The sequence below is a fragment of the Shewanella waksmanii ATCC BAA-643 genome, assembly GCF_000518805.1.
GTDB classification, from domain to species: domain Bacteria; phylum Pseudomonadota; class Gammaproteobacteria; order Enterobacterales; family Shewanellaceae; genus Shewanella; species Shewanella waksmanii.
Map to the genome: position 1 here is coordinate 182,955 of NZ_JAEH01000002.1, position 24,119 is coordinate 207,073.

Consider the following 24,119-nt stretch of genomic DNA (forward strand, 5'->3'; position numbering starts at 1 on the left):
AATCAATAAAATAATGATATGTCATAACAATGGCAATGGAGATAGGCATGCGCTTGTTAAACTATGGAATTGGATCCGCTGTTAGTTTTACACCTAAATTAAAGCTAAAGCGCTTAGCGTTAAGTAGTTTATTTATTGCCTCTTTTACAAGCGGTGCATTGGCCAACACCGAATTTGAATTTGCGCCAATTGACGATGGCATTTTGAAACTAATGGGTCAGTTAGAAACTGACAAAGACCCTAAGTGCCATGCGACGGCAACAAGATTAGAAGGGCTGATATATGGAACGCCTTTAGCCGAGCAAGCAAGATACAATAAAACTGAATACCAAAAACAGCTAGTAAAATTCATTTGGACTGAAGCAGCAAAACGCTATCCTCAGCAAGATCCTCTCACAAAAACCTCGGTGTCTGAGGCCACGGCCCAGCTATTTACCACAACCTTAGTTAACGGCACAGTGCCTCAATGGCAGGTGAAGTTAGGCCAGCAGCAGGTCATTATCACTGAGCGTGATCAGCAACATTATGGCTCAATAGCTTACACATTAAGAGCGATGCTCGCGGTGCAGCAAGATGTTTTATTGGATTTTGACTTAGCACTTCCTGAACTATCAGATGAGGCGGCGAATTATATTACTCAGCAAGTTGATTTAGTTACCTTGTCATTACTTAAATTAGCAGATGAAAGTGCTCGCGCTGAGGATCAATACGAAGTAAGTGCTAACCATATTGATCGCAGCTGGTTAACACTGTTTCCAGATTTAGATGTTTCGCAAAAGCAGCAAGTATCCTCTCAACTATCGGTGCAAAATAACACTAAACGTCAGTCTGGCTTGTTGATGCCGTTGGTAGAGCAAAAAATTGCGGCTTTCGCCCAATATAATGATGTTAATCAAACATTATTTATTCGTAACCTACAGGTCTATTTTGCCAAATTAGCAATGCCCGAGAGCGAGCAAGCTAAGGCGAGTTTCAAACAGTATTTCACTGAGGCGATGATCGCATTTTCGGGTACGCTTTACTTAAACGCGCAAGCCTATGCTCAGCAAACTAAGGGAATTACCATTAAAGAAGCAGATGTTGCTGCGGCGCTGCACAGTGTTCTGCCCCATGATGTCAATGAATATGAAGATGTGATTTTTTATCCAAAATATGCAAAAGATAAGCAAGTGATCATTGAATCTTATGATATGGATGCATTTCGTGATTCAGGTTTGCATTGGGTCTATTTTAAAGAGGCGCTTAATGATGCCAATGACATGATTAAGTTAGAAGCTGACCCCTTTGCTGCAGAGTTATTAAGCGAAGCAGTTGCTCACTATGGCGTTCTATTATTACGTGAAGCCGGTACGATCGGTAAGGCGAACCAGCAACAACACTTGTCTGCTGAGTTGGTTGCACAAAGCTACCAACAGATTGACAGCAATATCACGGCGCATACTAAATATCAGCCAGATGAAAGTTTACAGGCGACCATTGTGTCAGCCGACAATAGCAAGACAAAAGATAAAGGTGATGTTCAGTTTTTTGAAAATGTGTCAGTGCAGCAAAATTTTGAAGTAGAGCATCGTTCCTCTGATTGGTTGAGTCGTCAATTACGCAGCTATTTAGAAAAAGATGTGGATACAGGCATTATCACTATTCCGCCAGCGTTTGGTGGCAGTGGCATCGCCGCTGAAGATATTAATGGTGATGGACTCACGGATTTGCTGGTGCTTAGTGGTTTAGGCAACAAGCTATTTCTTAACACAGGTAAAGGGCTAGTCGATGCAACCAAAGAATCAGGCTTAGTAAATGTGAGTCGCCGACAAGGTTCCAGTAACAGTGCTGGAGAGCCTAGGCAGCCACTGATTGCTGACTGGGATAACGATGGCGACCAAGATATTATCATTACTTATGTTGACGAGTTGCATCATGTATATCGAAATGATGGCACGGGCAAATTTGAAGACATCAGTACTGCGACTAACTTAGGTGGCATAGGCGCTGTTGGCGGACCGGCAACGACTGTTGATGTAAATAACGATGGTCTATTAGATGTTTATATTCAGTATTTTGGCAATTATTTAAAAGGTGATTTACCAACGCTCAAGCGCCGCAACGATAATGGTGGCGAGAATGTACTGTTTATCAACAAGGGTAATTTCAAGTTTGAGCAAGCAGATAAGGCGTTAGGTGCCAACAATAACGGTTGGGGCCAAGCCGTGACCCACGCGGATTTAAACATGGATGGTTGGCAAGATTTGATTGTCGGCAATGATTTTGGTGTCAACGCCTATTATATCAATCAGGAAGGTAAAGGGTTTAGGGATTATGCCGCCAATATTGGTACTAATAAGCCATCCTATACTATGAATTTGAGTTTAAGTGACTTAAACCGTGATGGTATTGCCGATGTTTATGTCTCTAATATTGTGACAATGAATAAAGATCAAAAATACGTATTGCCGAGTGAAGATACCACGGCTGAGTTTAACCCCGATAAGTTAGCCAATATGCGTGTTGTAGAGGGTAACGATCTATTCTTGTCGGCAAAGAATGAAAAAGGTGCACTAAAGTATCAGCACAGCGATTTGGTTGGACGAGGCTATTCAACGACAGGTTGGGCGTGGGATGCGGATTTTTTTGATGTGGACAATGATGGCGATGACGACCTTTATGTACTAAATGGTATGAACGATTACTATGTCTACTCGAAAAAGAACCCTTATTATACTGACCCTATGAGTGGAGAATCAGTTAGTGTGGACTTTCCTGATGCGGCGAAGGCGAGCAATGTATTTTTTATTAACAGCAATGGCAAACTCAACAATGTTTCGGCATTAAGTGGCCTTGATTTTATTGGTAACTCGCGTGCGGCGACATACTTAGATTTGGACAGTGATGGCGATTTAGATGTGGCCGTCAATAATTATCATGATAGTGCGCAACTGTTTGCGAATCAGGCACAAAAGCTCAGTAACAACTGGATGAAAATCACCTTAGAAGGGGCGCCAGAGCTTGGTGTTAACTTAGATGCGATTGGCGCACAGATAATTGTAACGACAGCTAATCAAGGTTATACCTGGCGACAGGTTAATGGCAGCCAAGGCTATATGTCTGTGCACCCAAAGGAACAGCATATCGGTTTAGGTAAAGCGCAGCTGGCTAAGGTCAGTATCATATGGCCAAATGGCAAGCGTCAGCACTTTGATAATGTGGATGCCAATCAAAGTTACACGATTTCTTACCCTAAATAGCCAGTGATTTAACGATGAAACGACTTTTACATTGGGCAAAAGTGGCGTGTTTTATTACGCCACTTTGGGTTTCATTCATAGCAAGTGCCACATCAGCCGAACAACCAGCAAAACTCGAAGTTTATAATGAGCTCAAATCTTGGTTGGTTGAGCAACATGTGATTGACTCTGTTAGCGTTGTCCCGCCGTATTTGAACAACCTCATTTATGCAAACTCACCCTATCTCATTAGTCATGCATTACAGCCGATCGATTGGCAAGAATGGCGTCCAGCGTTTGAAACCGGAAGTAATGATAGTAAGCTGCTGTTTGTTTCTATTGGCTACTCAACTTGTCACTGGTGCCATGTCATGGCACAAGAGAGTTTCAGAAGTATAGAAGTCGCTGCAGTACTCAATGAAAGTTATGTTAGCGTGAAGGTCGATAGAGAGCAGTGGCCTTTAGTGGATACCCGTTTTAAGTCTGCATTAGAAGCAATGAAAGGTGAGGCTGGCTGGCCTATTAATGCCATTTTAACGCCGAATGGAAAGCTAATTTGGATCGACTCCTATCTGGACAAACAATCTTTTACCAAAGTGCTGATTGGTTTAGCCAAGCGCTGGCAAACAAAGCCATCCGCAGTACAGGGGCTTGCCAAGCGGGTTGAACAAAAACTTCTGCTTGATAAGCCACCAGTTTCTAGTAGCAAGAGTGTGCAATTGTCATCGAGCCAATGGCGTGAGGTATTACCCAGTATTCACTCTGACATTGCTTCTGGGTTGGCTAAAGATCAACAAGCTGGTGGACCACGATTTTTCAGGGCTTATTGGCTGTTGGGCCTACTTGAACAGTACTTACGGCAACGAGACCTTGCAATTTTGCATCAAGTTCAAAACCATGTAGATGCGGTTATCGTCAGTCCAACTTATGACGCCATTGAAGGCGGTTTTCATCGCTACGCGGTTGATGGTGATTGGCAAGTGCCTCACTTTGAGAAAATGCTCTACACCCAAGCGAATATGTTGCGAGTATTAGCCAAGCTTTACGCTATCACAAAGCAAGCACGGTATAAGATAGCGATTTTGCAAACGGTTGAGTGGACGGAGCGTTGGTTAAACCAACAAGCTGGCATGGGCTCTGCTGTATCGGCATTATCTGAAGGGCTAGAAGGCAAGTATTACCAACTCGCAGCCACTGAACGCAGCAGAATCAACTATTCTGCTGATTGGCCACAAAGTGTCACTGTAAAAGCCTTACGACAAGCAAGAGCACAAAGAGTAAAGCCAGCTGTTGATGAGAAGGTTATTCTAAGTTGGAATAGTGCATATGTGGTCGCTCTGCTTGAGGCATATCAAGCTACCCAGTTGCAATCATTGTTAGATAAGGCCTTCGTTGTCTCAGATAAACTATGGCGCCATTTTGTCGATGAGGATCAAATCTATCGAAGCTCGTTTGCAGGTAGGGCTGCGATAAAAGCGGAGGCTGAGGATCTCGCCTGGTTCGCTCAGTCACAATTGATGTTGAGTTTCTACTCTCCTTTTATGATAGAAGAGCAAGACACAAGCTCTGCTAAGACAAAAAAAGATAGTCCCTATTATCGAGGGCAATTTTTGCTTGATAGACTGGTAGCAAGTATCGAAACCCCCGCTGAATTAGATAGAGTTATTAATCTCAATCGTGATGGCGAGATACCTTCCGCACGCTCGGTAGCGTTTTCAGCCTTAACTTTAGGCTATAATCTCAGTCAACAACGTCAGTATAAGCAGTATGCCAAAGCCGTGAGCGCATTAAGCTTAAATTGGCAGAGACAACTGGTTAATGAATATGCATTTGTGGTTCAGCAAGCCAATGTTTTTGATGCCGTGCGTATTGGCCAAGCCAGTTTTGCGCGGGGGAACGGTAGGGTCATTGCTAGTGAAAAATCTAATTCTGTAGAGCTAAATTTTGAAATGGCTGCAGGTTGGCATATTAATGCTCATCAGATTGATAATCGCAGGCTGATCGCTACAGAGGTCAGTATTGAATCTGCAGATGAAATATTGACCTATCCGAATTCTATAGAAAAAAAGCTTGGCTTTGATAATCAAGTTTTACAGCTCTATGAAGGCAATTTCACTATAGTCGCGATGATACCAGAAGGTCAGAACTTTACCGGTGAAGTGAACCTAACTTTGCAAGCATGTTCCGATAAATTGTGTTTATTACCTGAAAATATTAAGATTTATCTATAACGATAGACGAGTGAAGCGTTTATTCGCCTTTGATCAAGTAGAGATTAGACAAAAACCAATTTGTTATCATTTTTTGTTATATATTCCTTAATGATTATAACTTTTAAATGTTTGTGTTGATGGTATGATGTAACGCAAATTTGAGGACTACCTCGAGTCATTGTCTTCGTTTAGTTTGGATACGGAACTCACTATGTCAGTAAATCTTACCCATTTAAAACAGTTAGAAGCTGAATCTATACAGATCATGCGTGAAGTCGCAGCCGAGTTTGATAACCCGGTTATGCTCTACTCAGTCGGAAAAGACTCTTCAGTGCTGTTGCACTTAGCTAGAAAAGCATTTTATCCAGGTAAAATCCCTTTTCCATTGATGCATGTCGATACTAACTGGAAATTCAAAGAGATGATTGCTTTTCGCGATCAGATGGCTGAAAAGTACGGGTTTGATCTTATTGTGCATAAGAATCCCCGTGGTTTAGAAATGGGCGTTGGCCCATTTACTCACGGTAGTGCCAAGCATACCGACATAATGAAAACCGAAGGGCTAAAACAAGCGTTAGACAAGTATGGTTTTGATGCCGCATTTGGCGGTGCAAGGCGTGATGAAGAAAAATCGCGTGCAAAAGAGCGAGTGTACTCGTTCAGAGACAGTAAGCATCGTTGGGATCCTAAAAACCAACGCCCAGAGCTTTGGAATATCTACAATGGTAAGGTCGATAAAGGCGAGAGTATTCGTGTATTTCCTTTGTCTAACTGGACGGAGCTAGATATTTGGCAGTACATCTATTTAGAAAACATCGAGATCCCATCGCTTTATCTAGCTAAACCGCGCCCAGTTGTTGAGCGCGATGGTACTTTGATTATGGTAGACGATGAACGTATGCCGATTGAAGCGGATGATGTTGTTGAGCAAAAAATGGTTAGGTTCCGTACTTTAGGTTGTTACCCATTGACCGGCGCAGTTGAATCTGAGGCGACTACACTGCCAGAGATTATTCAGGAAATGCTGCTGTGTACAACATCAGAGCGTCAAGGACGTGTCATTGATAATGACTCAGCGGGTTCGATGGAGAAAAAGAAAATTGAAGGCTATTTCTAGCGCCTGAGGTGTTTCTCAAAACCAAATCATTTCATTCTAAATATAGTACAAGCTTGCTGGCACTAATTGAGTGCAGCGAGTTAGAGGGATAAACATGAGCGCGAGTGCCAATTTAATAGCATCTGACATTGAAGCTTATTTAAAAGTACATGAAAATAAGGATATGCTGCGGGTTCTTACTTGTGGCAGTGTCGATGATGGTAAGTCTACCTTGATCGGCCGCTTGTTATATGACAGCAAAATGATTTTTGAAGATCAGATGGCTGCGATAGAGAAAGATTCAAAACGATTTAATACCACGGATGAGGCTTTTGATTTAGCTTTGTTGGTTGATGGTCTGCAGTCTGAGCGAGAGCAGGGAATCACCATTGATGTTGCTTATCGTTATTTTGCAACTGAACAGCGCAAATTTATCATCGCTGATACCCCTGGTCACGAGCAATATACTCGCAATATGGCCACCGGTGCTTCAACTTCAGATTTGGCTATTATCCTGATTGACGCTCGCCATGGTGTACAGGTTCAGACTCGACGTCATAGTTTCATCTGCTCGCAACTTGGTATTAAACATGTTGTGATAGCGATCAATAAGATGGATGCGGTTGAATACGATCAATCTGTTTATCAAAAAATCAAGCAAGATTACCGTGAGTTTGCCGAGTCATTGGCATTTGAAGACGTGCGTTTTGTGCCTATTTCAGCGCTAAAAGGCGACAACGTCGTTAATGAAAGCGAAAACATGAAATGGTATCCAGGCAGCACTTTGCTTAAATTGCTCAATACTGTTTCAGTTGCTCAAGATACTAGCGCGTCTTTCCGTTTCCAAGTGCAGTACGTTAATCGTCCGAATCTTGATTTCCGTGGCTTCTGTGGAACCATTACCTCCGGAGATATTAGGGTCGGTGACACCGTCGTTTCTTTGCCTTCTGGTAAAGAAAGTAAGATCAAGTCAATTGTCACTTTTGACGGTGAGCTTGAAAAAGCCTCTGTCGGCATGGCTGTAACATTGACATTAGCAGACGAGATTGATGTCAGCCGCGGTGATATGTTGGTGAGACCACATGATCAACCCGCGTCGTCGAGCCACCTAGAAGCTGATGTGGTATGGATGGCCGAGGAGCCGCTGCAGTTAGACCGAGAGTACGCAATTAAAGTTGGTAGTAAGGCCGTATATGGTTATGCTGATGCCATCAATCACAAAGTTGATGTTAATACGCTTGAAAAGCATGATGCGCAACAATTAGCACTGAATGAAATGGGCAACTGCCACTTTACGGTAACGGCACCTATTCAATTTGACGCTTATGGTGAGAACCGTGCCACCGGCGCATTTATCATTATCGATCGCCTAACTAATGTGACAGTCGGTGCCGGTATGATACGCGGTGCCATTGATGGTACGACTAAACCTCAGCATGAGTATTCAGAGTTTGAACTTGAAATGAACGCTCTTGTGCGTAAGCACTTCCCACATTGGGGAGCTAAAGATATTTCTAGAACATAACGATTGCTGAGTCTAGAAAGTCACTATGTAGTGTTATTAAACACTATGAAAAACAAAGTCGCTTATAGTAATCTGAGGATCTATTGTAAGCGGCTTTTATTTTGTTACTTTAGTAACTTGTAAGTCATGAACTTTTGTTCTGTTGGTTGGTGCGATGTCTATTGAGACTATCTCTACTGTTGCGATATTTATATTAACGATTATAGGGTTAATACGCTTTCAGCGAAAACCCGCAGCGGTGCTCGGCTGTGCTTTGTTGGCATTATCGGTATTGGGCTTGGTGACACAGCAACAACTGTTGAGTAGTATGGTCAATCCTGGTTTAGTTACCTTGATCCTACTTATATTGTGCTCCTTTGCGCTGGAAAAAACCCGCTTGTTACGAGTGATTGCTGCAAAGGTTATTGTTAAATCCTACCATTCTACGTGGCTGCGTTTATTTGGTATTACGGCAATATGCTCAGCTTTTCTTAACAATACGGCTGTCGTGGCCACGCTAATATCTCCAATACGCAATAATCCGCACCACGGTGCTAGCAAACTACTGTTACCGCTCTCTTATGCAGCCATATTAGGTGGTACGTTAACCCTTATCGGTACCTCGACTAATCTGATCGTAAACAGTCTCTTTATTGATGCCACAGGTGATGGACTTGCCTTTTTCTCATTTACGATATTGGGCTGTTTTTTAGTGGTTGGTTGCGGGTTAACTTTAGCCCTGACTAGTCGTTGGTTACCCAACGTTACAACCAATGAGCTGGATTACAAAGGGTATTTTATTGACGCTAAAGTTAAAGCAGGTTCGGAGCTGATTGGCAGATCCGTTGAATCAAACGGCTTGCGTCATCTTGAGTCATTGTTCTTAGTCGAAGTGGTAAGAGAAGGTCGCTTAATTACGCCAGTAAGCCCAAGCGAGATTTTACAAGAAGCTGATCGACTGGTATTTAGTGGCGACATTACCAAGGTTATGCAGATTTCGCAGTTCTCAGGGTTAGAGTTGTTTGCCGACAAAAATGGACTGCTCGGCACTAACCTCAATGAAGTCGTCGTTAAAGAAGAGAGTGTGTTGGTGGGTCGAACCCTGAAAACCTCGGGGTTTCGAGCGCTGTTTGATGCAGCTGTTGTTGCTATTAGCCGAGATGGCGCGCAAGTTTCAGGTAAGTTGGGTGAAGTGGTGATCAAAGCGGGTGACTTTTTAGTGCTGGCTGTAGGTGATGACTTTAGTACTCGGCGCAACTTAACTAAGAATTTTATCTTACTCAGCGGTGTCGCGCCAGAAACCCGCATTAGCGGCCCAAAAGCGTGGTTGGCGACAGCCGGCTTCATTGGCGTTATCGCCTTAAGTGCACTTGGGCTCATTGATATGTTACTTGGGCTTTTGGCTTTGTTTGGTGCGCTAATTTTTAGTGGCAGCTTAAATACCAATGAAGTGATTCGACGTTTCCCTGTCGATATCTGGGTGGTAGTCACCTCTGCGATATTAATGTCGCAGGCGTTGGTTAATGCTGGGGTAGATGCGGCGATAGCCCAGTGGGTATCCGGCTTTACTAGCTTAGGGCACGTTTATACGGCACTTGTTTTGGTATATTTATTGACTTGGATTTTGACTGAGTTGGTGACTAACAATGCAGCGGCGGCGTTGATGTTTCCTATAGCATACAGTATTGCACTCGGTTTTGGGGTTGATGTGATGCCGTTTGTTATGACCGTCGCTTTTGCGGCAAGTGGTAGTTTTATTAGCCCTTACGGGTATCAAACTAATTTGATGGTGTTTAACGCCGGTCAATATCGATTGATTGATTTTATTAAAGTTGGTGCTCCAGTGAGCTTGGTTTATGCGCTCATAGTGATTATTGGCGTACCGATTCTATTTCCATTTTAAAGCATTATAAGGATTGTTATGGCTGATACGCCTTACAAAGAGGTTGCTGATGTAATGAGCAAATCATCAGATGTGATGTGGCACAAAGCAGATGTCTCATCGACTGATAGACAAGAGCTGAATAAACAAAAGCCCGTAGTTCTTTGGTACACAGGGTTAAGTGGATCGGGCAAATCGACCGTTGCGAATGCCGTTGACCGCAAGTTGTTTGAGCGCGGCTGCCATACCTATGTGCTCGATGGTGACAACGTTCGCCATGGTCTTAATGGTGACTTGGGGTTTAGTGATAAAGATAGAGTTGAGAACATCAGACGGATTGGCGAAGTCGCTAAACTATTTGTCGATGCAGGTCTGATTGTCTCTACTGCCTTTATCTCACCATTTAGAGCTGATAGAGAAATGGTGAGAGAGCTACTTGAGGTCAGTCAGTTTATTGAAATTTTTATTGATACCCCTATTGAAGTGTGCGAAAGCCGAGATCCGAAAGGCTTGTATAAGAAAGCACGTGCAGGTGAAATAAAGCATTTTACTGGTATAGATTCGGCCTATGAAGCTCCGCAAAATGCGGATATTCATGTTAGAACCGATGATCAGTCAATCGAAGCATGTGCAGATCAAGTGGTGGATTTGCTGTTGTCTAAACACTATATCGCATAGTCAAACTAAAATTGAGCCGGCATGATTCGCGTACAAAAAAGGAAGTAGCATGATTTTTGATGTATTTAATGGCGACGCTGATGGCATTTTATCGCTGTTACAGCTAAGGAAAGCTAACCCACAAGACTCTAAGTTGATAACTGGGGTCAAGCGGGATATCTCGTTGTTAAAAAAAGTATCACTTGATCAAGCAAGCCATGTCAATGTGCTTGATATTTCTATGGAAAAGAATGCTTTAGCATTAACAGAGTTACTTGAGAAAGAGATCCCTGTGTTTTATGCAGACCACCATCGAAGTGGAGACATCCCGGCATCCTCATTGTTGCAGGCCCATATTGACCCACATCCTAATACTTGCACGGCGCTGATTATAGATAACATTTTGTCGGGAGAATATCATTTATGGGCGATAGCGGCCGCTTTTGGCGACAATTTAAATGCCCGTGCTTTTCAACTAGCGAAAGAGCGCGGATTATCTGAGGTACAGGCTCAGTTATTGCAAGAGTTAGGTGTATTGATTAACTACAATGGCTATGGTGCATCGGTTGCAGATTTACATTATGATCCAGCAGAATTATTTTGCCTGTTGATGGCTTATGACTCACCGTTCGATGTGATTGATGATGACAGTTCACCGTTTAATGTACTTAAAAGTGCCTACAGTGATGACATCACGAGAGCAAGATCTGAGAAACCACAGCATAACTCTGATATTCTTATGGTTACCGAGTTACCAAATAGTGCTTGGGCAAGAAGGGTAAGTGGTGTGTTTGGCAATATGCTTGCCAATGAGTCACCCAATAAAGCTCACGCTGTACTTACCAAAAATTTAGACGGTGACACTTATACGGTTTCGTTGCGAGCGCCGTTAAACAACAAGCAAGGTGCGGGTGATATTTGTGCTTCTTTCGCTACTGGCGGGGGGCGAGCAGCAGCTGCAGGTATTAATGCACTACCTGCCAATGAATTAACTAAGTTCATAGAGGCCGTGGAGGAGGCTTATACCTCCTGATTAGAGAGGATAGTGTTTATTTCATGCTTAAAAATGAACTTCGGCAATTAGCCCTAGAGTTAGTTGAGTATCATAAATTTTTGCTCTTAAGCAATTGCTCTACATGCGAACATGAACGCCGTCGTTGGAGTATCTATTGGGACATAAGGTTAGGTGAAAAGTTTTTTGAAAATAGTTCGTTTCTCATCAATTTGAAAAGTGACCGTGAGAGCCTGATTTTTTATGAATACTGTGGGCTTAAGGACAGGATCTACATTGAATAGTCACCCAAAAATCTCAGTACTGCTTGAAGCTTATAATAGTGGCGATTATTTATCATCTCAAGTAGCAAGTATATTAGCGCAGCGCAATATTGAGCCGCATATTTTAATTCGAGACGACGGTTCTACTGACGGTCGTATTGAAGCTTTACAGCAAAGGTACGCAGAGAGCGAGCAACTGAGCTACATAAAAAACTCTACATCAGCTAGAGGTCATCTTGCCAATTTTAGCGCTTTGTGCCTGGAGGCGTCAGACTTAGAATCAGAGTACTTTGCCTTTAGCGATCAAGATGATGTTTGGCATAGTAATAAACTATCTCTTTGCTACGAAAAACTTGTTGGTTTGGAAGCAAAGTATTCGAGTAAAATGCCAATTTTGGTTCATTGTGACCTTCGAGTTGTAGACAAAAAGCTCAATGAGATAGCGCCGTCTTTTATCCAATATCAAGGTATCCCTGATCCAGCAATGCATTCTGCAGAGGCTTTTTTACACCAGAATGTTGCGACAGGATGTACTTTTGTGTTCAATCGAGCACTTTTGGAGCTAGCAGCTCCTATTCCTGATGTGGCTGTCATTCATGACTGGTGGTTTGCACTGGTTGCGAAGTTTTATGGTGTTATTGATTTTATCGAAGAGCCAATGATTGACTATAGACAACATGGCGGAAATTCAATTGGAGCTATTTCAGTTAAGCAACAGAGAAGCTTTCTAAAAAGTCATATATACAGGGCACTGATGAAATTCCCTAATCATATTTGCAATTCAGTGAATCAGGCTTCCGCATTACTCAGTTTATCTAGAGAAGGATCATTAAAACATCAGAGTAAGCTAAGGCAGTTTGTAAGTGTAATTAATAGTAATTTCATATTAAGGGCTAAATATGGTTTTTTCAAGCTGGGAGTTTCCAAACCGTTTGAGGAAAAAGTTTATTTTAGTCTGGTAATGATAGTGTGCCCTTTTATCAACAAGAAATAGCTGATGACTAGTATATCTTTTTGCATTCCTTTGTATTATCCAAACATGGTCTTTTTGCAAAAGACCGTTTTAAGTGTGTTGAGTCAGAACGTGAGCAACTGGGAATTGAAACTTGTTGATGGCTCAGGAACGTACTCTCGAGAAGTTGGTGAATTTGTTGAATCTCTCAAAGATAAACGAATAGAATACTGCGTAAACACTGGAGATACTTCTATGGCGGGCAATTGGAATTTTTGCATTAAGCTCGCCAGCTATAATCTTGTCACATTGCTACATGATGATGATTATTTGCTGCCAACGTACTTAGAATCGATTATTTCATTGAATGAGCAACAACCAACTGCTCTAGCCTACTTCACAGGTGCGAGAACTGTGGATGGTAATGGTAAACCGTGTTTGACCATGGCTGATAGAGTTAAACGTTGCTTACAGCCAAAATCTGCAATGATCCAGTTATCTGGTGATCACGGATTGTCTACATTGTTAGCGGTTAACTTTATCTTTTGTCCGACTTTGTGTTACCAAAAAAAATACATGCATGGGTTTAGTTTTCAATCTAAATGGCACATGGTTGCCGATCTACAGTTTTACAGTTCAGCGCTTGTTGACGGTAAGAGCTTTTATGGTGTATCTGAACCTCACTACATATATAGGCGCCATGAAAGCAACCAAACTGCTAAACTTACAGTGACGACCAGAAGGTTTGACGAAGAAATTCAATTATACAATCAATTGGCTGCGTCGTTGGACAGTAAACTCTGGCCAAAGAGTCAGCGGGAAGCTGCCGGTAAGTCAATGATCAAAAAACATATTATCTTTACCATTATCCTAGCTTGTCTACGTTTTGATTTTAGGTATGCCACTAGGCTGTTTAAGCTTTTCCGTTCTTGCTAACACGCGCAGTATTTTTGAGCCAAATTTACTGCTTTAATCTCTATCATTAGACCAGTGCTTTGTAGTAAAATTTCAGGCTTACGGCATCTTCTTGTGTACAGCGCTTGGATTTCAGCCACTTTGTCTTCTTTTAGTTAATTTAGTGTAATTATTAATGAATAATAAGCCTGCTTTGAGCCACTCTTCTGATAATGACCTTCGTACTTCTTACCACCCTGTACCAGAAATTAATCTCTCAGAATTGCTCCATCATCTATGGCAAAGTAAGTATAGAGTAATCGGAATAACTAGCATCTTTGCTATTGCTTCGGTGCTCATTGCATTGATGTTGCCAAATATATATCGTGCGGAGGCTTTGCTTGCTCCAGCAAGTGAGGAGCAGCAAGGTGGTTTGGGTGGTCTCGCATCCCAGTTTGGCGGCTTAGCGAGCATGGCTGGGATTAATCTTGGAAGTGGTAGTTCTGTAGATAAAACTCAATTGGCACTTTCCGTGATAAAATCTCGGAACTTCACAGAACAATTTATTGAACGTCATAACATTTTGCCAGACTTAATGGCTGCAGACCAATGGAATCAAAGCCATGATTCAGTGAGCTACGACGAAGACCTATATGACGTTACTAAAGGAATATGGGTAAGAGAGGTCAATCCACCTAAACTCGCAAAACCCTCAGCGCAAGAAGCCTATAAAGTATTTACTGAAATCATGGCTGTAAATTTGGATAAAGATACGGGACTTATTCGGCTGTCTGTTGAGCATTTATCACCAACTATCGCAAAGTCCTGGGTAGATGCATTGGTAATCGATATCAATACTGAAATGAAAAGGCGTGATGTGGAAGAGGCCAATCGTAGTAGGGAGTTTTTGGAAAAACAAATTGCTTCGACCCAAGTGGCAGATATTAGAACAATACTGTATCAACTTGTTGAAGAGCAAATGAAAACGATTATGTTTGCTGAGGTTAGAGATGAGTATGTGTTTAAAACCATTGATCCTGCCGTCGTACCTGAGGAAAAAGCCAAACCAAGTCGAGCTCTGATTTGTGTTGCTATAACCTTATTAGGAGGTCTATTTTCATTAGGCTATGTATTGGTAACTTTTTTGGTTCGTAAGCAAGACTAGTGTCTCCTTTTATTAAAAAGATATTCGCGAATACCTCTTGGCTGTTATCAGAGAAAGTTGTTTCAATGTCAGCCAATTTATTGGTCAGTTTAGCACTTGCTAGGACACTAGGACCTGAAGGGTATGGGCAATTAAGTTATTTACTTGCTGTCGTTGCTCTAATCGCGCCGTTAGCAGCATTGGGTCTTAATGCAATTGTCACCAGAGAAATTGTTAATGACCCGGATAGCGAGCAGAAAATAATTGCCTCAGCTACCGTATTTCGGTTGGTAGGGGCTTTTGTTGGAACATTTCTTTGTTGGGGCTTGGCTTATTTCAGCGTAGGCCTTGACTCTTTACCTGCTCAACTAGGGCTAGCTTTTCTAGCTTTTGCTAATTTATTTTACGCATTCAATGTCTTAGAGTATTGGTTTCAGGCAAAAGTTGCTGCAAAAAAAGTGGCACGTATGAGGATGTGTGTAATATCCGCTTTTGCCTTGATGAAATTGTTCGCGGTGTACTTTCAAGCATCGTTTATAGTTATTGTTGCAATATTTGCCGCCGAAGTTATCTGCCTTGGCATTGGCTTCATTATTATTTATCGCTATTACGCGTCACCATTAAAATTGTGGCTGTTTGATTTTAGCTATGGTTTATCACTAATTAAGCAATCTTATTGGTTGATTTTTTCCGGAATCGCGGCGGTTATATATCTTAAAGTCGATCAGGTGATGTTGGAGCACTATGTGGGTTCTGCGGCCGTTGGAGAGTACGCTGTTGCTGCAAGGCTTTCAGAGGTATGGTATTTCTTTGCTGATGCGGTTGTTATAAGCTTGTTTCCCGCGCTATTACTAGCCAAAAAGAAAGCCGATCTAACTAATTATAAGAAAAAGTTACAAAGCATTTCTGACTTATTGTTTGTTTGTGCCCTGTTGCTAGCGTTGGTTGTTTATTGGTTGGCTGAGTCTGTGATTGAAGTCTTGTTTGGTGAGGCCTATCTTGGTTCTGTCGTCATTTTGCAATTGCATATCTGGGCTGGTCTTTTTGTATTTATGCGAGCGTTAGTTAGTAAGTGGTTGCTAAGTGAGAATTTACTCAAGTTCTCTTTAGTCAGCCATGGACTCGGTGCAGTGATAAACGTGTTATTGAATATGTGGCTAATCCCTATATACGGTGGAGTAGGTGCGGCCTTTGCTACAGTTATATCCTATTTTGTTGCATCTTATTTAGCATTTTTAATTAGCCCCAAGACAAGAGATATTGCAAAAGTCATGAGTTTATCGCTTAGCCTACCATTTACGTTGGGCTTTCGATATTGGCCTAAGCGAGTTAAGAGTAAAATATGAAGCAGTTAATAAAGAAAGTAATTCCCAGGCAGTTAATTGCAGAGATCAAAGCTAGATATGAAAAACTAGATATATTGATGATTAGATTTTTTTCAAAAAATGGTTTTTTAGCGTCTATCTATTATGCATTTTTTAGTCAACAATTTTACCGAGAGCATCGTTCCGTTCTACTCGGAAGAGTAGCCTATGAAGCATCGCTTAATCGTATAACAAACTCATCCATTTTGTTACGTCGAAATATACATAGAATTGAAAAAGGGCTTATCATGCAGCCCAGAAGAGAAGTCTTTGCTGAAGGGTATATACGGGAAACTGTAGATTGCTTCAAAAAGGCTATTGCTTCTGATTCACTTTGTAGTTCAGAAAAGGAGTGGGCATCGGATGTTCTGCAGAAATACTTTAGCGTTGTTAGTCACACCACCGTTATAGAGAATGCCAAGAATACTTTTTTAGATGCCACTTTAGATGAAGCAACAGGTAATAGTGTACCGTATGTACACGCTGATTTACCGACATGTCCATTAGACTATGATCAACTTTTGACATTGTTTAAGCGTCGCCGATCAGTTCGTTGGTTCGAAGAAAAAACAGTCGATATGAGCTTAATCAATAAGGCTGTAGAAGCTGCAACATATGCTCCGTCAGCATGCAATCGACAGCCGTATGAATATCATGTCGTTACAGATAAGAATCTAGCTTCCGAGGTCGCCAATTGCGCAATGGGGACAGTAGGCTTCGCTGAAAATATACCCTGCATGATTGCTATTGTTGGAAATCTAGATGCGTACCCCGCGGAGCGCGACAGGCATATAATTTATATTGATGGTGCGCTTGCAAGTATGCAATTGATGTTGGCATTTGAAACATTGGGGCTTTCATCATGTTCTATAAATTGGCCAGATATTGAACTGCGCGAGAAAGCTCTGATGAAAAAACTCAAACTAGCATATCATCAACGTATCGTTATGCTAATGGCCGTTGGATATGCTAAGCCCGATGGTGGTATTCCTTTTTCGCAGAAAAAAGGCAGCAACTTGTTAGTTAAGGAAGTTAAGTAGATGATGATCGAAATTAAAGGCTCGCAGTTTGTTAACAAAGGTGCAGAGCTAATGGTTCATGCTGTTATTCAGCAAATAAAGCAGCGTTGGCCTGAAGCCGAGTTAGTAATGGCTGCAAACCCAAACTCTCCCTATGTCGAACGAGCTAAACTTGGCGCTTATCAAAAGCTGTCGTTGCGTAAAAACATTGTTGACCTGAACATTATTAGCTATAAATTGCCAAAAAAGTTTCGTCATTGGTTAAAGCATAAGTGGGGAATTATCACTGAGGCTGATATCACTCATGTTTTTGATGCTTCAGGTTTTGCATATGGAGATCAATGGGGGAGCTTAACAATTAAGGCTTTGGCCGGTGAAATTAGCAGGTCTAAAGCACATGGACAGACCTATATCTTTTTGCCACAGGCTCTAGGACCATTTACTCGAACTAAAGATGTTAGCTACCTAAAACGTGTACTACCAGAAGCTGACCTGATTTGTGCTAGAGAAGACAGTAGTTTTAAGCACGTTAGAGACTTGATTGGTGATAGTCCAAATCTGTACAAGTTTCCGGATTTCACTAACTTAGTGAAAGGCGTATTGCCCGAATATTTTGTTGATGGACAAGATAAAGTACTTATCATTCCGAATAGTAATATGATCAGTAGCCGCAACAATCATTCTGCTTGGAAAGAAAACTATTTACGAGTTCTCAATGAGGCAGTTTCTGTGGTTGAAAGTCGAGGCTTAAAAGCCGTCTTGTTGAATCATGAAGGAACAGGAGATGGTGAAATCTGTGATCAAGTCAACCAAGCAGCTGGCGGGAGGCTAGAACTTATTCATGAACCTAATCCACTTAAGGTAAAGGGTATCATTGGGGCTAGCCATGCAGTTATATGCTCTCGTTTCCATGGGTGTGTTAGTGCGTTGTCACAAGGTGTTCCTTGTATAGGCACGAGCTGGAGCCATAAATACGAGCGCTTATATGAAGAATACCTACAATCGGAATGCTTGATCCAGCCTGAAATATCTAAAGAAGATTTATCAAAGACTTTGGATATTGCTCTGGAGCTCTCTAATGGACAAGCTCAGGTAGAAGTAAGGAATGCTATGAAAACCCAATCTGAAGATTTATGGCAGGTCGTTAGCAATAAACTAATATAGTTTTTACGAATGATTATTTCTAATTTAAAGGACAGTCGATCCAGCTTTATATTGGCTGTTTTTATGATTTTTATTTTTATCGGGCCATCTGTTAGTGTTGGTCCGATAAAACTATATCATTTGATTACAGCTATTTTGCTTGTTTTTACGGCTTTTATTGTTTTAAGAACTAAAAAAGTAGACCGAAAAGACTTTTTATCTGTCTTAATAACCTGTTTCTTTGTCGCATATTTATTTGTTAAGCACTTTTATTTTGATGAAATAAGTTTGAGGTATTTCGTCTATCTTTTTTATTTCTTGGTTACTTATGTGGTTTATTTGCTTTCTTTTCACTCTATTAAGTCTTTAGGGTTGGAGAAAATTGCAAATATTATTGTTGTCGTCTCTTATTTTAATTTATTTTTGGCGTTTTTTGAACTGTCTCTAGGGATAAGTGTTTTTAACTTTAATCCGCTAGGTGTTGAATTTCAAAATATGTCTTCATTATGGGGTAATGTCAATACTAACGCAATTTGTTTGCTTTTTTCGACTGTGGCTGTTTATTATTCTGGCCGTCGAAAGCACTATTTCGTGTTAACATTATTATTGGTTTTATATTGTTTAGCCATCCACTCTAAACTTGCGCTCATGGCTACTATCGGGCAAATGAGCTTTTTGGTTATGGCTAATAGCTATAAAGCTAGATTATATTTTTTATGTGGAGCTGTGGTCGTTGGAACCCTCACGACGATGTTTCTTTCAAATCACATTGAATCTGTTGTAAATGCAGTTGTCCAAGCATGGAACTTCCTAGCTAACACAGAGCAATTAAAAGCAGTCGTGGAAAGTGGCACACTAGAGTCCATTGCTGTGCGCGCATACGCGCTGAGTGAAATGTTAAATATTCTGAAGGGGTTTAATTTACTAGATTATCTGTTTGGCATCGGCTTCGGTTCAATAAATATTTCATTTTATAATGAAACTTGGATGAAGACTGTCAGTTATTTCCCTCCCCACTTCTTTTATCTTGAAATGATTATCTATTGTGGAATTAGCTTTTTTGCGTTCTACTTTATACAAATTAAAGTACTTTCTGGTAAGTTTGGTCTTAAGTATATGTTGATATTGTTGCCGTCATTTATGTCTGTGATATCTGTTAGTTCAGTAGTTTACTTTGTTCCATTTTACTTTTTCTTAGCAATGATAACTTATTTAAACTTAGTAACCAAAGAAGAACACCCTAGCCCTAATAGTGGGCAACTTAAAGGTCATGAATATGATTGTGGATTGTAACCAACCGTTAATTACCGTTTATGTTCCTACACATAATAGGCGAGATCTGCTTGAGAGAGCATTGCGTTCTATCTTAGAACAAACCTATGAAAATTTGGATGTTATTATTGTCGATGACGGTTCTAGTGACTCAACTCGTGAGTTTATGGAACAGGCTGTTCAGAAGTATGATCAGGTATCTTATTTTCGGCATGATAGTCCGAAAGGAGCTTGTGCAGCTAGAAATTTAGCATTGTCTAAAGCTCGTGGTGAATTTGTGACAGGTTTGGACGATGACGATGAGTTCTTACCGAACCATATTGAAGGTCTTTATAGATCCTTTAAAGGTAATTATTCCTTTGTTGCCGCCTGTTTGCTTGAGGATAACGGTACAATTCGTATAGAGCGAAGGTTGGATTGTGGTGAGATAGGTTTGGACAGCTTGTTGCACTATAATAAGGTTGGCAATCAGGTGTTTACGAAGACCAATTATATGCTTGAAATAGGTGGTTTTGATGTTGAGTTTCCTGCTTTTCAAGACTACGACACTTGGGTTAGGTTGGTGGATAGGTTTGGCCCTGGTTTAAAAGTGGAACAAGCTACTTATGTATGGCACACTTCTCACGAGAAAGATCGTATAAGTAACTTCCCTCACAAAAGGTTAAACGCGCTCTCGATGTTTATTGATAAACATCAATCTCTTATGTCAAAAAACCATCATGATTCACTTGCAGTTATGAGAATTAGAATGGCAGGTGAACCTTTTCCTTTTAGGGCGTTGTTAAAAAGACTTAATAGGGGAAACTGGAAAGCATCTGTTGCCTTGTTTCTCAACTCTAACTTTTCTAGATTGAAAACAATTATTGATAATTACAGGCATTCTTAAGTCTTAACTTCAGTATTGATTATACAGGTAACAAGTAATGAGAGTTGTTCTGCTTTCTGCTGCAAATAACGTGCATACTGTTAAATGGGCCAATGATTTAGCCGAGCAAGGTGTAGAAATATTCGTCGTTTCTCTTCATGATGTTACGCAAGACTTTAGTCCAGACATAGTAGTACATCAGTTGAAATTCACAGCACCTTTTGGCTATCTACTTAATATATTGGAAGTTCGACGTTTGCTAAAAGACATCGATCCAGACATAGTGAATGCACATTACGCTACCGGATATGGGCTACTATCTGTTGTTAGTTCCGGTAGGTACAGAAACATTATTTCCCTTTGGGGCAGCGATATATTTCTGTTTCCGAAAAAGTCGAGAATTCACGGTTGGGTATTGAAAAGTATTCTATCAAGAGCTGATGCGATATTTTCCACAAGCGAGTGTATGAAACGTGAATTAGATGATTGTGGCTATGCTGTTAACGTTCCGGTGTTAAAGACCCCCTTTGGTGTTGATACTGAGCTTTTCAATAGCCTTGCGCGAGGAGTGATTGAGACAGATAAGCCCGAGTTAGTATTTGGCACAGTAAAGTCTCTTAAGTCAATATACGGCATAGATATTTTGATCAAGGCTTTTGCTCTACTCGTAGCTAGGAAATCCGATATAGACATGCAGTTGTTGATATATGGGGAAGGTATAGAGTTAGAAAACTTAAAAGCACTGAGCGAAAAACTTGGCATATCCAGTAAAGTAAAGTTTGGAGGCTATATTAAGAATGAACGAGTGCCAGAGGTATTAGCAGGGTTTGATATTTATGCCGCATTTAGTCATTCGGAAAGTTTTGGAGTAGCAGTTATTGAGGCTTCTGCTTGTGAAGTTCCCGTAGTTGTTTCCGATGCCGATGGTTTTTTGGAAGTGGTTACGCATGAGAAAACGGGATTTATAGTGCCGAGGAATGATGTTGAAGAAGCATCTAATGCCTTATTAAGGCTGGCGGAGTCAAAGGGGTTGCGGCAACGACTAGGTTCAGCTGGTCGCGCTAGGGCAGTAAATGAATTCTCTAAGCAGAAGTGTGTAGAAAATATGATTGGTTGCTATAAGCAAGTATTAGATATAGATTCGTCTCGCTAAGTTGCCACTCACGGATTTTTTGAAGGTTTGAAGTTGAAAATTTTATATTTACACCAATATTTTGCTACGCCAAATTCTAACGCAGGGACCCGTTCCTATGAGATGGCAAAGCGGCTAACTGCAAATGGTCACGAAGTAACTTTTGTGACTTCATCTGCATATTTGATGCAAGAATACACTTTTTCAAAAGGGTGGAACTACTTAGAAATTGAAGGTATCAAATTGCATATTTTGCACTTGCCGTATTCAAACAAGGATGCTTTTGTAAAAAGAATTTTAAAATTCTTGCGTTTTTCTTATGCATCAACGATCAAAGCACTCCAAGTTCCTGTTGACGTCGTTTTTGCAACAAGTACTCCGCTAACGATAGCCATTCCAGGGTTGATACATTCAAAGCTCAAGAAAGTACCTATGGTGTTTGAGGTGAGAGATTTGTGGCCTGAGTTACCAGTCGCAGTTGGAGCAATAAAGAACCCTGTCATTATCAAATTGGCACAGTGGTTTGAAAAGTATACATATTTGAATTCTACTAAGCTAATTGGGTTATCACCTGGAATGTGCGAAGGAATTTTAAAGCACGGGGTCGCCAGTGAGGATGTGTATTTAGCGACCAACAGCTGTGATGTCTCGCTATTTAACGTTGAGTCCACTGTTGGTGAGAAGTACATCAAAAGTCGACTACCCTTCCTCAGAGCAAGGAAGCTGGTAGTTTATACTGGTACGTTTGGTCTTATTAACGACGTAAACTACCTTGTCGACTTAGCTGCTGCAATGAAGAAAATAGATAGAAATATTTGTTTTGTTGCAGCTGGGGACGGCATGCAGAAAGAGGCGATAATTCAAAAAGCAAAATCTCGCAACGTTTACGAAGAAAACCTATATTTCTTAGACCCCGTACCGAAGACTGAAATTGTGTCGCTTTTATCTGCCGCGGACTTATCGTTGTCTTTGTTTGGTCCCGTTGAAGAGATGTGGCATAACTCTGCCAATAAATTATTTGATGCGCTAGCTTCTGGAACCCCAGTTTGTATAAATTATCGTGGTTGGCAAAAGGAAGTTATTGAAGAGTCTAATTGCGGTATTGTGCTGAACAGAGAATCTATTGATGATGATGGCCAAACTATTTCAAACTTTTTAACAGATGATTACCGTTATCAGTTAGCGAAGAAGCAGTGTTTTCATTTGTCGAACAATGTTTATTCACGAGATATAATGGCATTGCAAGTAGAAAAAGCTCTTCAGGAGGCCGTTGATGCTTAAACGTATTTTTGACTTCTGTGTTGCTTTATTAGCGTTATTAGCCTTTTTACCGCTACTAATCATTGTGGCACTACTAGTGAAAAAAAATCTTGGATCACCAGTTCTGTATAGCCAAAGGCGCCCTGGTTTACATGGCAAAATTTTTACTATGTATAAATTCCGTAGCATGAAAGATACGACTGACAGTTCTGGCAAAGTGTTATCTGACGAAGAAAGGTTAACTAGTTTTGGCAAAAAATTGAGATCGACAAGTCTAGACGAGCTACCGGGCCTTTGGAATGTGCTTAAAGGGGATATGAGTCTAGTTGGTCCTAGGCCATTATTGGTTGAGTACTTACCGCTATATGACGAAGAGCAGGCTAGAAGGCATAACGTTAAGCCCGGAATAACTGGCTGGGCGCAGGTTAATGGGCGAAATGCCATAAGCTGGGAAGACAAATTTAGACTTGATGTATGGTATGTAAAGCACTCATCGTTAGTCTTGGACATAAAAATACTTTTGATGACTGTCAAAAAGGTTTTTATCAAAGAAGGCATATCTGCAGACACTCACGTCACAATGCAACCTTTCAAAGGGACGAGAAAAGATTGAAGAAAATAGCTATTTTGGGAGCGAGTGGCCATGGAAAAGTCGTTGCTGAAATCGCAGAATTATGTGGTTACCATGTGACCTTTTATGATGATGCATGGCCAACTGAGAAACACTTGCTTGATTGGGAAGTAGTGGGAGACAGTTCACTACTCATTGACGGGCACAGTTCCTATGATGGCGTTTTTGTTGCGATCGGTAATAATACGGTTCGCTTAACTAAAATGGAAAGGCTCAAAGAGGCTGGTATAAAGTTAGTGTCTTTAGTTCATCCTTCTGCGGTCGTAAGCCTGTATGCCAAAGTTGGAGTTGGTTCAGTGATAATGGCCAATACTGTAATCGGCACTAATGCTATATTGGGTGAAGGTACGATATGTAATACAGCGTGCTCAGTCGACCATGATTGTGAAATTGGCGATTGTGTGCATATTAGTCCAGGTGCAAGGTTAGCTGGCGGAGTTTCAGTTGGCGATATGACATGGATTGGAATCGGAGCCTCTGTGATTCAACAAATCATTATTGGATCTAACGTTGTTGTAGGGGCCGGAGCGACAGTAATACGAGATGTGAGTGATGCCACTACTGTAGTTGGTTCTCCAGCTACATTAGTATCGTAGTA

At 41.1% G+C, this 24,119-nt stretch carries 19 protein-coding genes; all 19 read left to right on the forward strand.

Going from position 1 to position 24,119, the window contains the following annotated elements; all coding sequences use genetic code 11:
• Positions 1-47 precede the first annotated feature (47 nt).
• The 19 genes from L865_RS0102390 (at position 48) to L865_RS0102485 (ending at position 24,117) form a co-directional block, all read left to right on the forward strand.
• The gene (locus L865_RS0102390; protein ID WP_028771763.1) at positions 48-3,239 is read left to right on the forward strand and encodes a CRTAC1 family protein; all 3,192 of its coding nucleotides are present in this window, start codon (positions 48-50) and stop codon (positions 3,237-3,239) included.
• A gap of 14 nt (positions 3,240-3,253) precedes the next feature.
• Entirely contained in the window at positions 3,254-5,449 is a 2,196-nt protein-coding gene (locus tag L865_RS0102395) for a DUF255 domain-containing protein (protein WP_028771764.1), read from the forward strand.
• A 193-nt stretch (positions 5,450-5,642) separates the two neighbouring features.
• A complete protein-coding gene (gene cysD / locus L865_RS0102400; RefSeq protein ID WP_028771765.1) occupies positions 5,643-6,548 on the forward strand; it encodes a sulfate adenylyltransferase subunit CysD in 906 nt (301 codons plus the stop codon).
• A gap of 94 nt (positions 6,549-6,642) precedes the next feature.
• On the forward strand, positions 6,643-8,052 hold the full coding sequence (gene cysN / locus L865_RS0102405) for a sulfate adenylyltransferase subunit CysN (RefSeq protein WP_028771766.1): 1,410 nt from the start codon (positions 6,643-6,645) through the stop codon (positions 8,050-8,052).
• Positions 8,053-8,206: 154 nt separating this feature from the next.
• On the forward strand, positions 8,207-9,934 hold the full coding sequence (locus L865_RS0102410; protein WP_028771767.1) for an SLC13 family permease: 1,728 nt from the start codon (positions 8,207-8,209) through the stop codon (positions 9,932-9,934).
• 18 nt (positions 9,935-9,952) lie between these two features.
• Positions 9,953-10,591 (forward strand): adenylyl-sulfate kinase, encoded by a 639-nt coding sequence (cysC, locus tag L865_RS0102415; RefSeq protein ID WP_037470384.1) that lies wholly within the window; start codon positions 9,953-9,955, stop codon positions 10,589-10,591.
• A 49-nt stretch (positions 10,592-10,640) separates the two neighbouring features.
• A complete protein-coding gene (locus L865_RS0102420) occupies positions 10,641-11,603 on the forward strand; it encodes an acetyltransferase (RefSeq protein ID WP_028771769.1) in 963 nt (320 codons plus the stop codon).
• 255 nt (positions 11,604-11,858) lie between these two features.
• Positions 11,859-12,839 carry a glycosyltransferase family 2 protein gene (locus tag L865_RS22935; RefSeq protein ID WP_051484404.1) on the forward strand — a complete coding sequence of 327 codons (981 nt, stop codon included), beginning with the start codon at positions 11,859-11,861 and terminating at the stop codon, positions 12,837-12,839.
• Positions 12,840-12,842: 3 nt separating this feature from the next.
• A complete protein-coding gene (locus L865_RS0102435; RefSeq protein WP_084632451.1) occupies positions 12,843-13,733 on the forward strand; it encodes a glycosyltransferase in 891 nt (296 codons plus the stop codon).
• Between the two features lie 154 nt (positions 13,734-13,887).
• The gene (locus L865_RS0102440) at positions 13,888-14,856 is read left to right on the forward strand and encodes a Wzz/FepE/Etk N-terminal domain-containing protein (protein WP_028771772.1); all 969 of its coding nucleotides are present in this window, start codon (positions 13,888-13,890) and stop codon (positions 14,854-14,856) included.
• Positions 14,856-16,181, forward strand: coding sequence for a flippase (locus tag L865_RS0102445; protein ID WP_028771773.1), 1,326 nt, complete (start codon positions 14,856-14,858; stop codon positions 16,179-16,181). The genes L865_RS0102440 and L865_RS0102445 overlap by 1 nt, the downstream gene beginning before the upstream one ends.
• A complete protein-coding gene (locus L865_RS0102450) occupies positions 16,178-17,239 on the forward strand; it encodes a nitroreductase family protein (protein WP_028771774.1) in 1,062 nt (353 codons plus the stop codon). Before L865_RS0102445 ends, L865_RS0102450 begins: the two co-directional genes overlap by 4 nt.
• On the forward strand, positions 17,240-18,382 hold the full coding sequence (locus tag L865_RS0102455; protein WP_028771775.1) for a polysaccharide pyruvyl transferase family protein: 1,143 nt from the start codon (positions 17,240-17,242) through the stop codon (positions 18,380-18,382).
• A gap of 9 nt (positions 18,383-18,391) precedes the next feature.
• Entirely contained in the window at positions 18,392-19,654 is a 1,263-nt protein-coding gene (locus L865_RS0102460; protein WP_157577401.1) for a hypothetical protein, read from the forward strand.
• Entirely contained in the window at positions 19,632-20,519 is an 888-nt protein-coding gene (locus L865_RS22940; protein ID WP_084632452.1) for a glycosyltransferase, read from the forward strand. Before L865_RS0102460 ends, L865_RS22940 begins: the two co-directional genes overlap by 23 nt.
• A 37-nt stretch (positions 20,520-20,556) precedes the next feature.
• On the forward strand, positions 20,557-21,651 hold the full coding sequence (locus L865_RS0102470; protein WP_028771777.1) for a glycosyltransferase: 1,095 nt from the start codon (positions 20,557-20,559) through the stop codon (positions 21,649-21,651).
• Positions 21,652-21,684: 33 nt separating this feature from the next.
• Positions 21,685-22,911 (forward strand): glycosyltransferase family 4 protein, encoded by a 1,227-nt coding sequence (locus L865_RS0102475; protein ID WP_028771778.1) that lies wholly within the window; start codon positions 21,685-21,687, stop codon positions 22,909-22,911.
• Positions 22,904-23,503 carry a sugar transferase gene (locus L865_RS0102480; RefSeq protein ID WP_028771779.1) on the forward strand — a complete coding sequence of 200 codons (600 nt, stop codon included), beginning with the start codon at positions 22,904-22,906 and terminating at the stop codon, positions 23,501-23,503. Before L865_RS0102475 ends, L865_RS0102480 begins: the two co-directional genes overlap by 8 nt.
• Positions 23,500-24,117 (forward strand): acetyltransferase, encoded by a 618-nt coding sequence (locus L865_RS0102485; protein WP_028771780.1) that lies wholly within the window; start codon positions 23,500-23,502, stop codon positions 24,115-24,117. The genes L865_RS0102480 and L865_RS0102485 overlap by 4 nt, the downstream gene beginning before the upstream one ends.
• The last annotated feature ends 2 nt before the right edge of the window (positions 24,118-24,119 follow it).

Coding starts and splice junctions, on each gene's coding strand:
- L865_RS0102390 (WP_028771763.1), top strand. CDS start 48: ATGCGCTTGTTAAACTATGGAATTGGATCCGCTGTTAGTTTTACACCT.
- L865_RS0102395 (WP_028771764.1), top strand. CDS start 3,254: ATGAAACGACTTTTACATTGGGCAAAAGTGGCGTGTTTTATTACGCCA.
- cysD (WP_028771765.1), top strand. CDS start 5,643: ATGTCAGTAAATCTTACCCATTTAAAACAGTTAGAAGCTGAATCTATA.
- cysN (WP_028771766.1), top strand. CDS start 6,643: ATGAGCGCGAGTGCCAATTTAATAGCATCTGACATTGAAGCTTATTTA.
- L865_RS0102410 (WP_028771767.1), top strand. CDS start 8,207: ATGTCTATTGAGACTATCTCTACTGTTGCGATATTTATATTAACGATT.
- cysC (WP_037470384.1), top strand. CDS start 9,953: ATGGCTGATACGCCTTACAAAGAGGTTGCTGATGTAATGAGCAAATCA.
- L865_RS0102420 (WP_028771769.1), top strand. CDS start 10,641: ATGATTTTTGATGTATTTAATGGCGACGCTGATGGCATTTTATCGCTG.
- L865_RS0102435 (WP_084632451.1), top strand. CDS start 12,843: ATGACTAGTATATCTTTTTGCATTCCTTTGTATTATCCAAACATGGTC.
- L865_RS0102440 (WP_028771772.1), top strand. CDS start 13,888: ATGAATAATAAGCCTGCTTTGAGCCACTCTTCTGATAATGACCTTCGT.
- L865_RS0102450 (WP_028771774.1), top strand. CDS start 16,178: ATGAAGCAGTTAATAAAGAAAGTAATTCCCAGGCAGTTAATTGCAGAG.
- L865_RS0102455 (WP_028771775.1), top strand. CDS start 17,240: ATGATGATCGAAATTAAAGGCTCGCAGTTTGTTAACAAAGGTGCAGAG.
- L865_RS0102460 (WP_157577401.1), top strand. CDS start 18,392: ATGATTATTTCTAATTTAAAGGACAGTCGATCCAGCTTTATATTGGCT.
- L865_RS22940 (WP_084632452.1), top strand. CDS start 19,632: ATGAATATGATTGTGGATTGTAACCAACCGTTAATTACCGTTTATGTT.
- L865_RS0102470 (WP_028771777.1), top strand. CDS start 20,557: ATGAGAGTTGTTCTGCTTTCTGCTGCAAATAACGTGCATACTGTTAAA.
- L865_RS0102480 (WP_028771779.1), top strand. CDS start 22,904: ATGCTTAAACGTATTTTTGACTTCTGTGTTGCTTTATTAGCGTTATTA.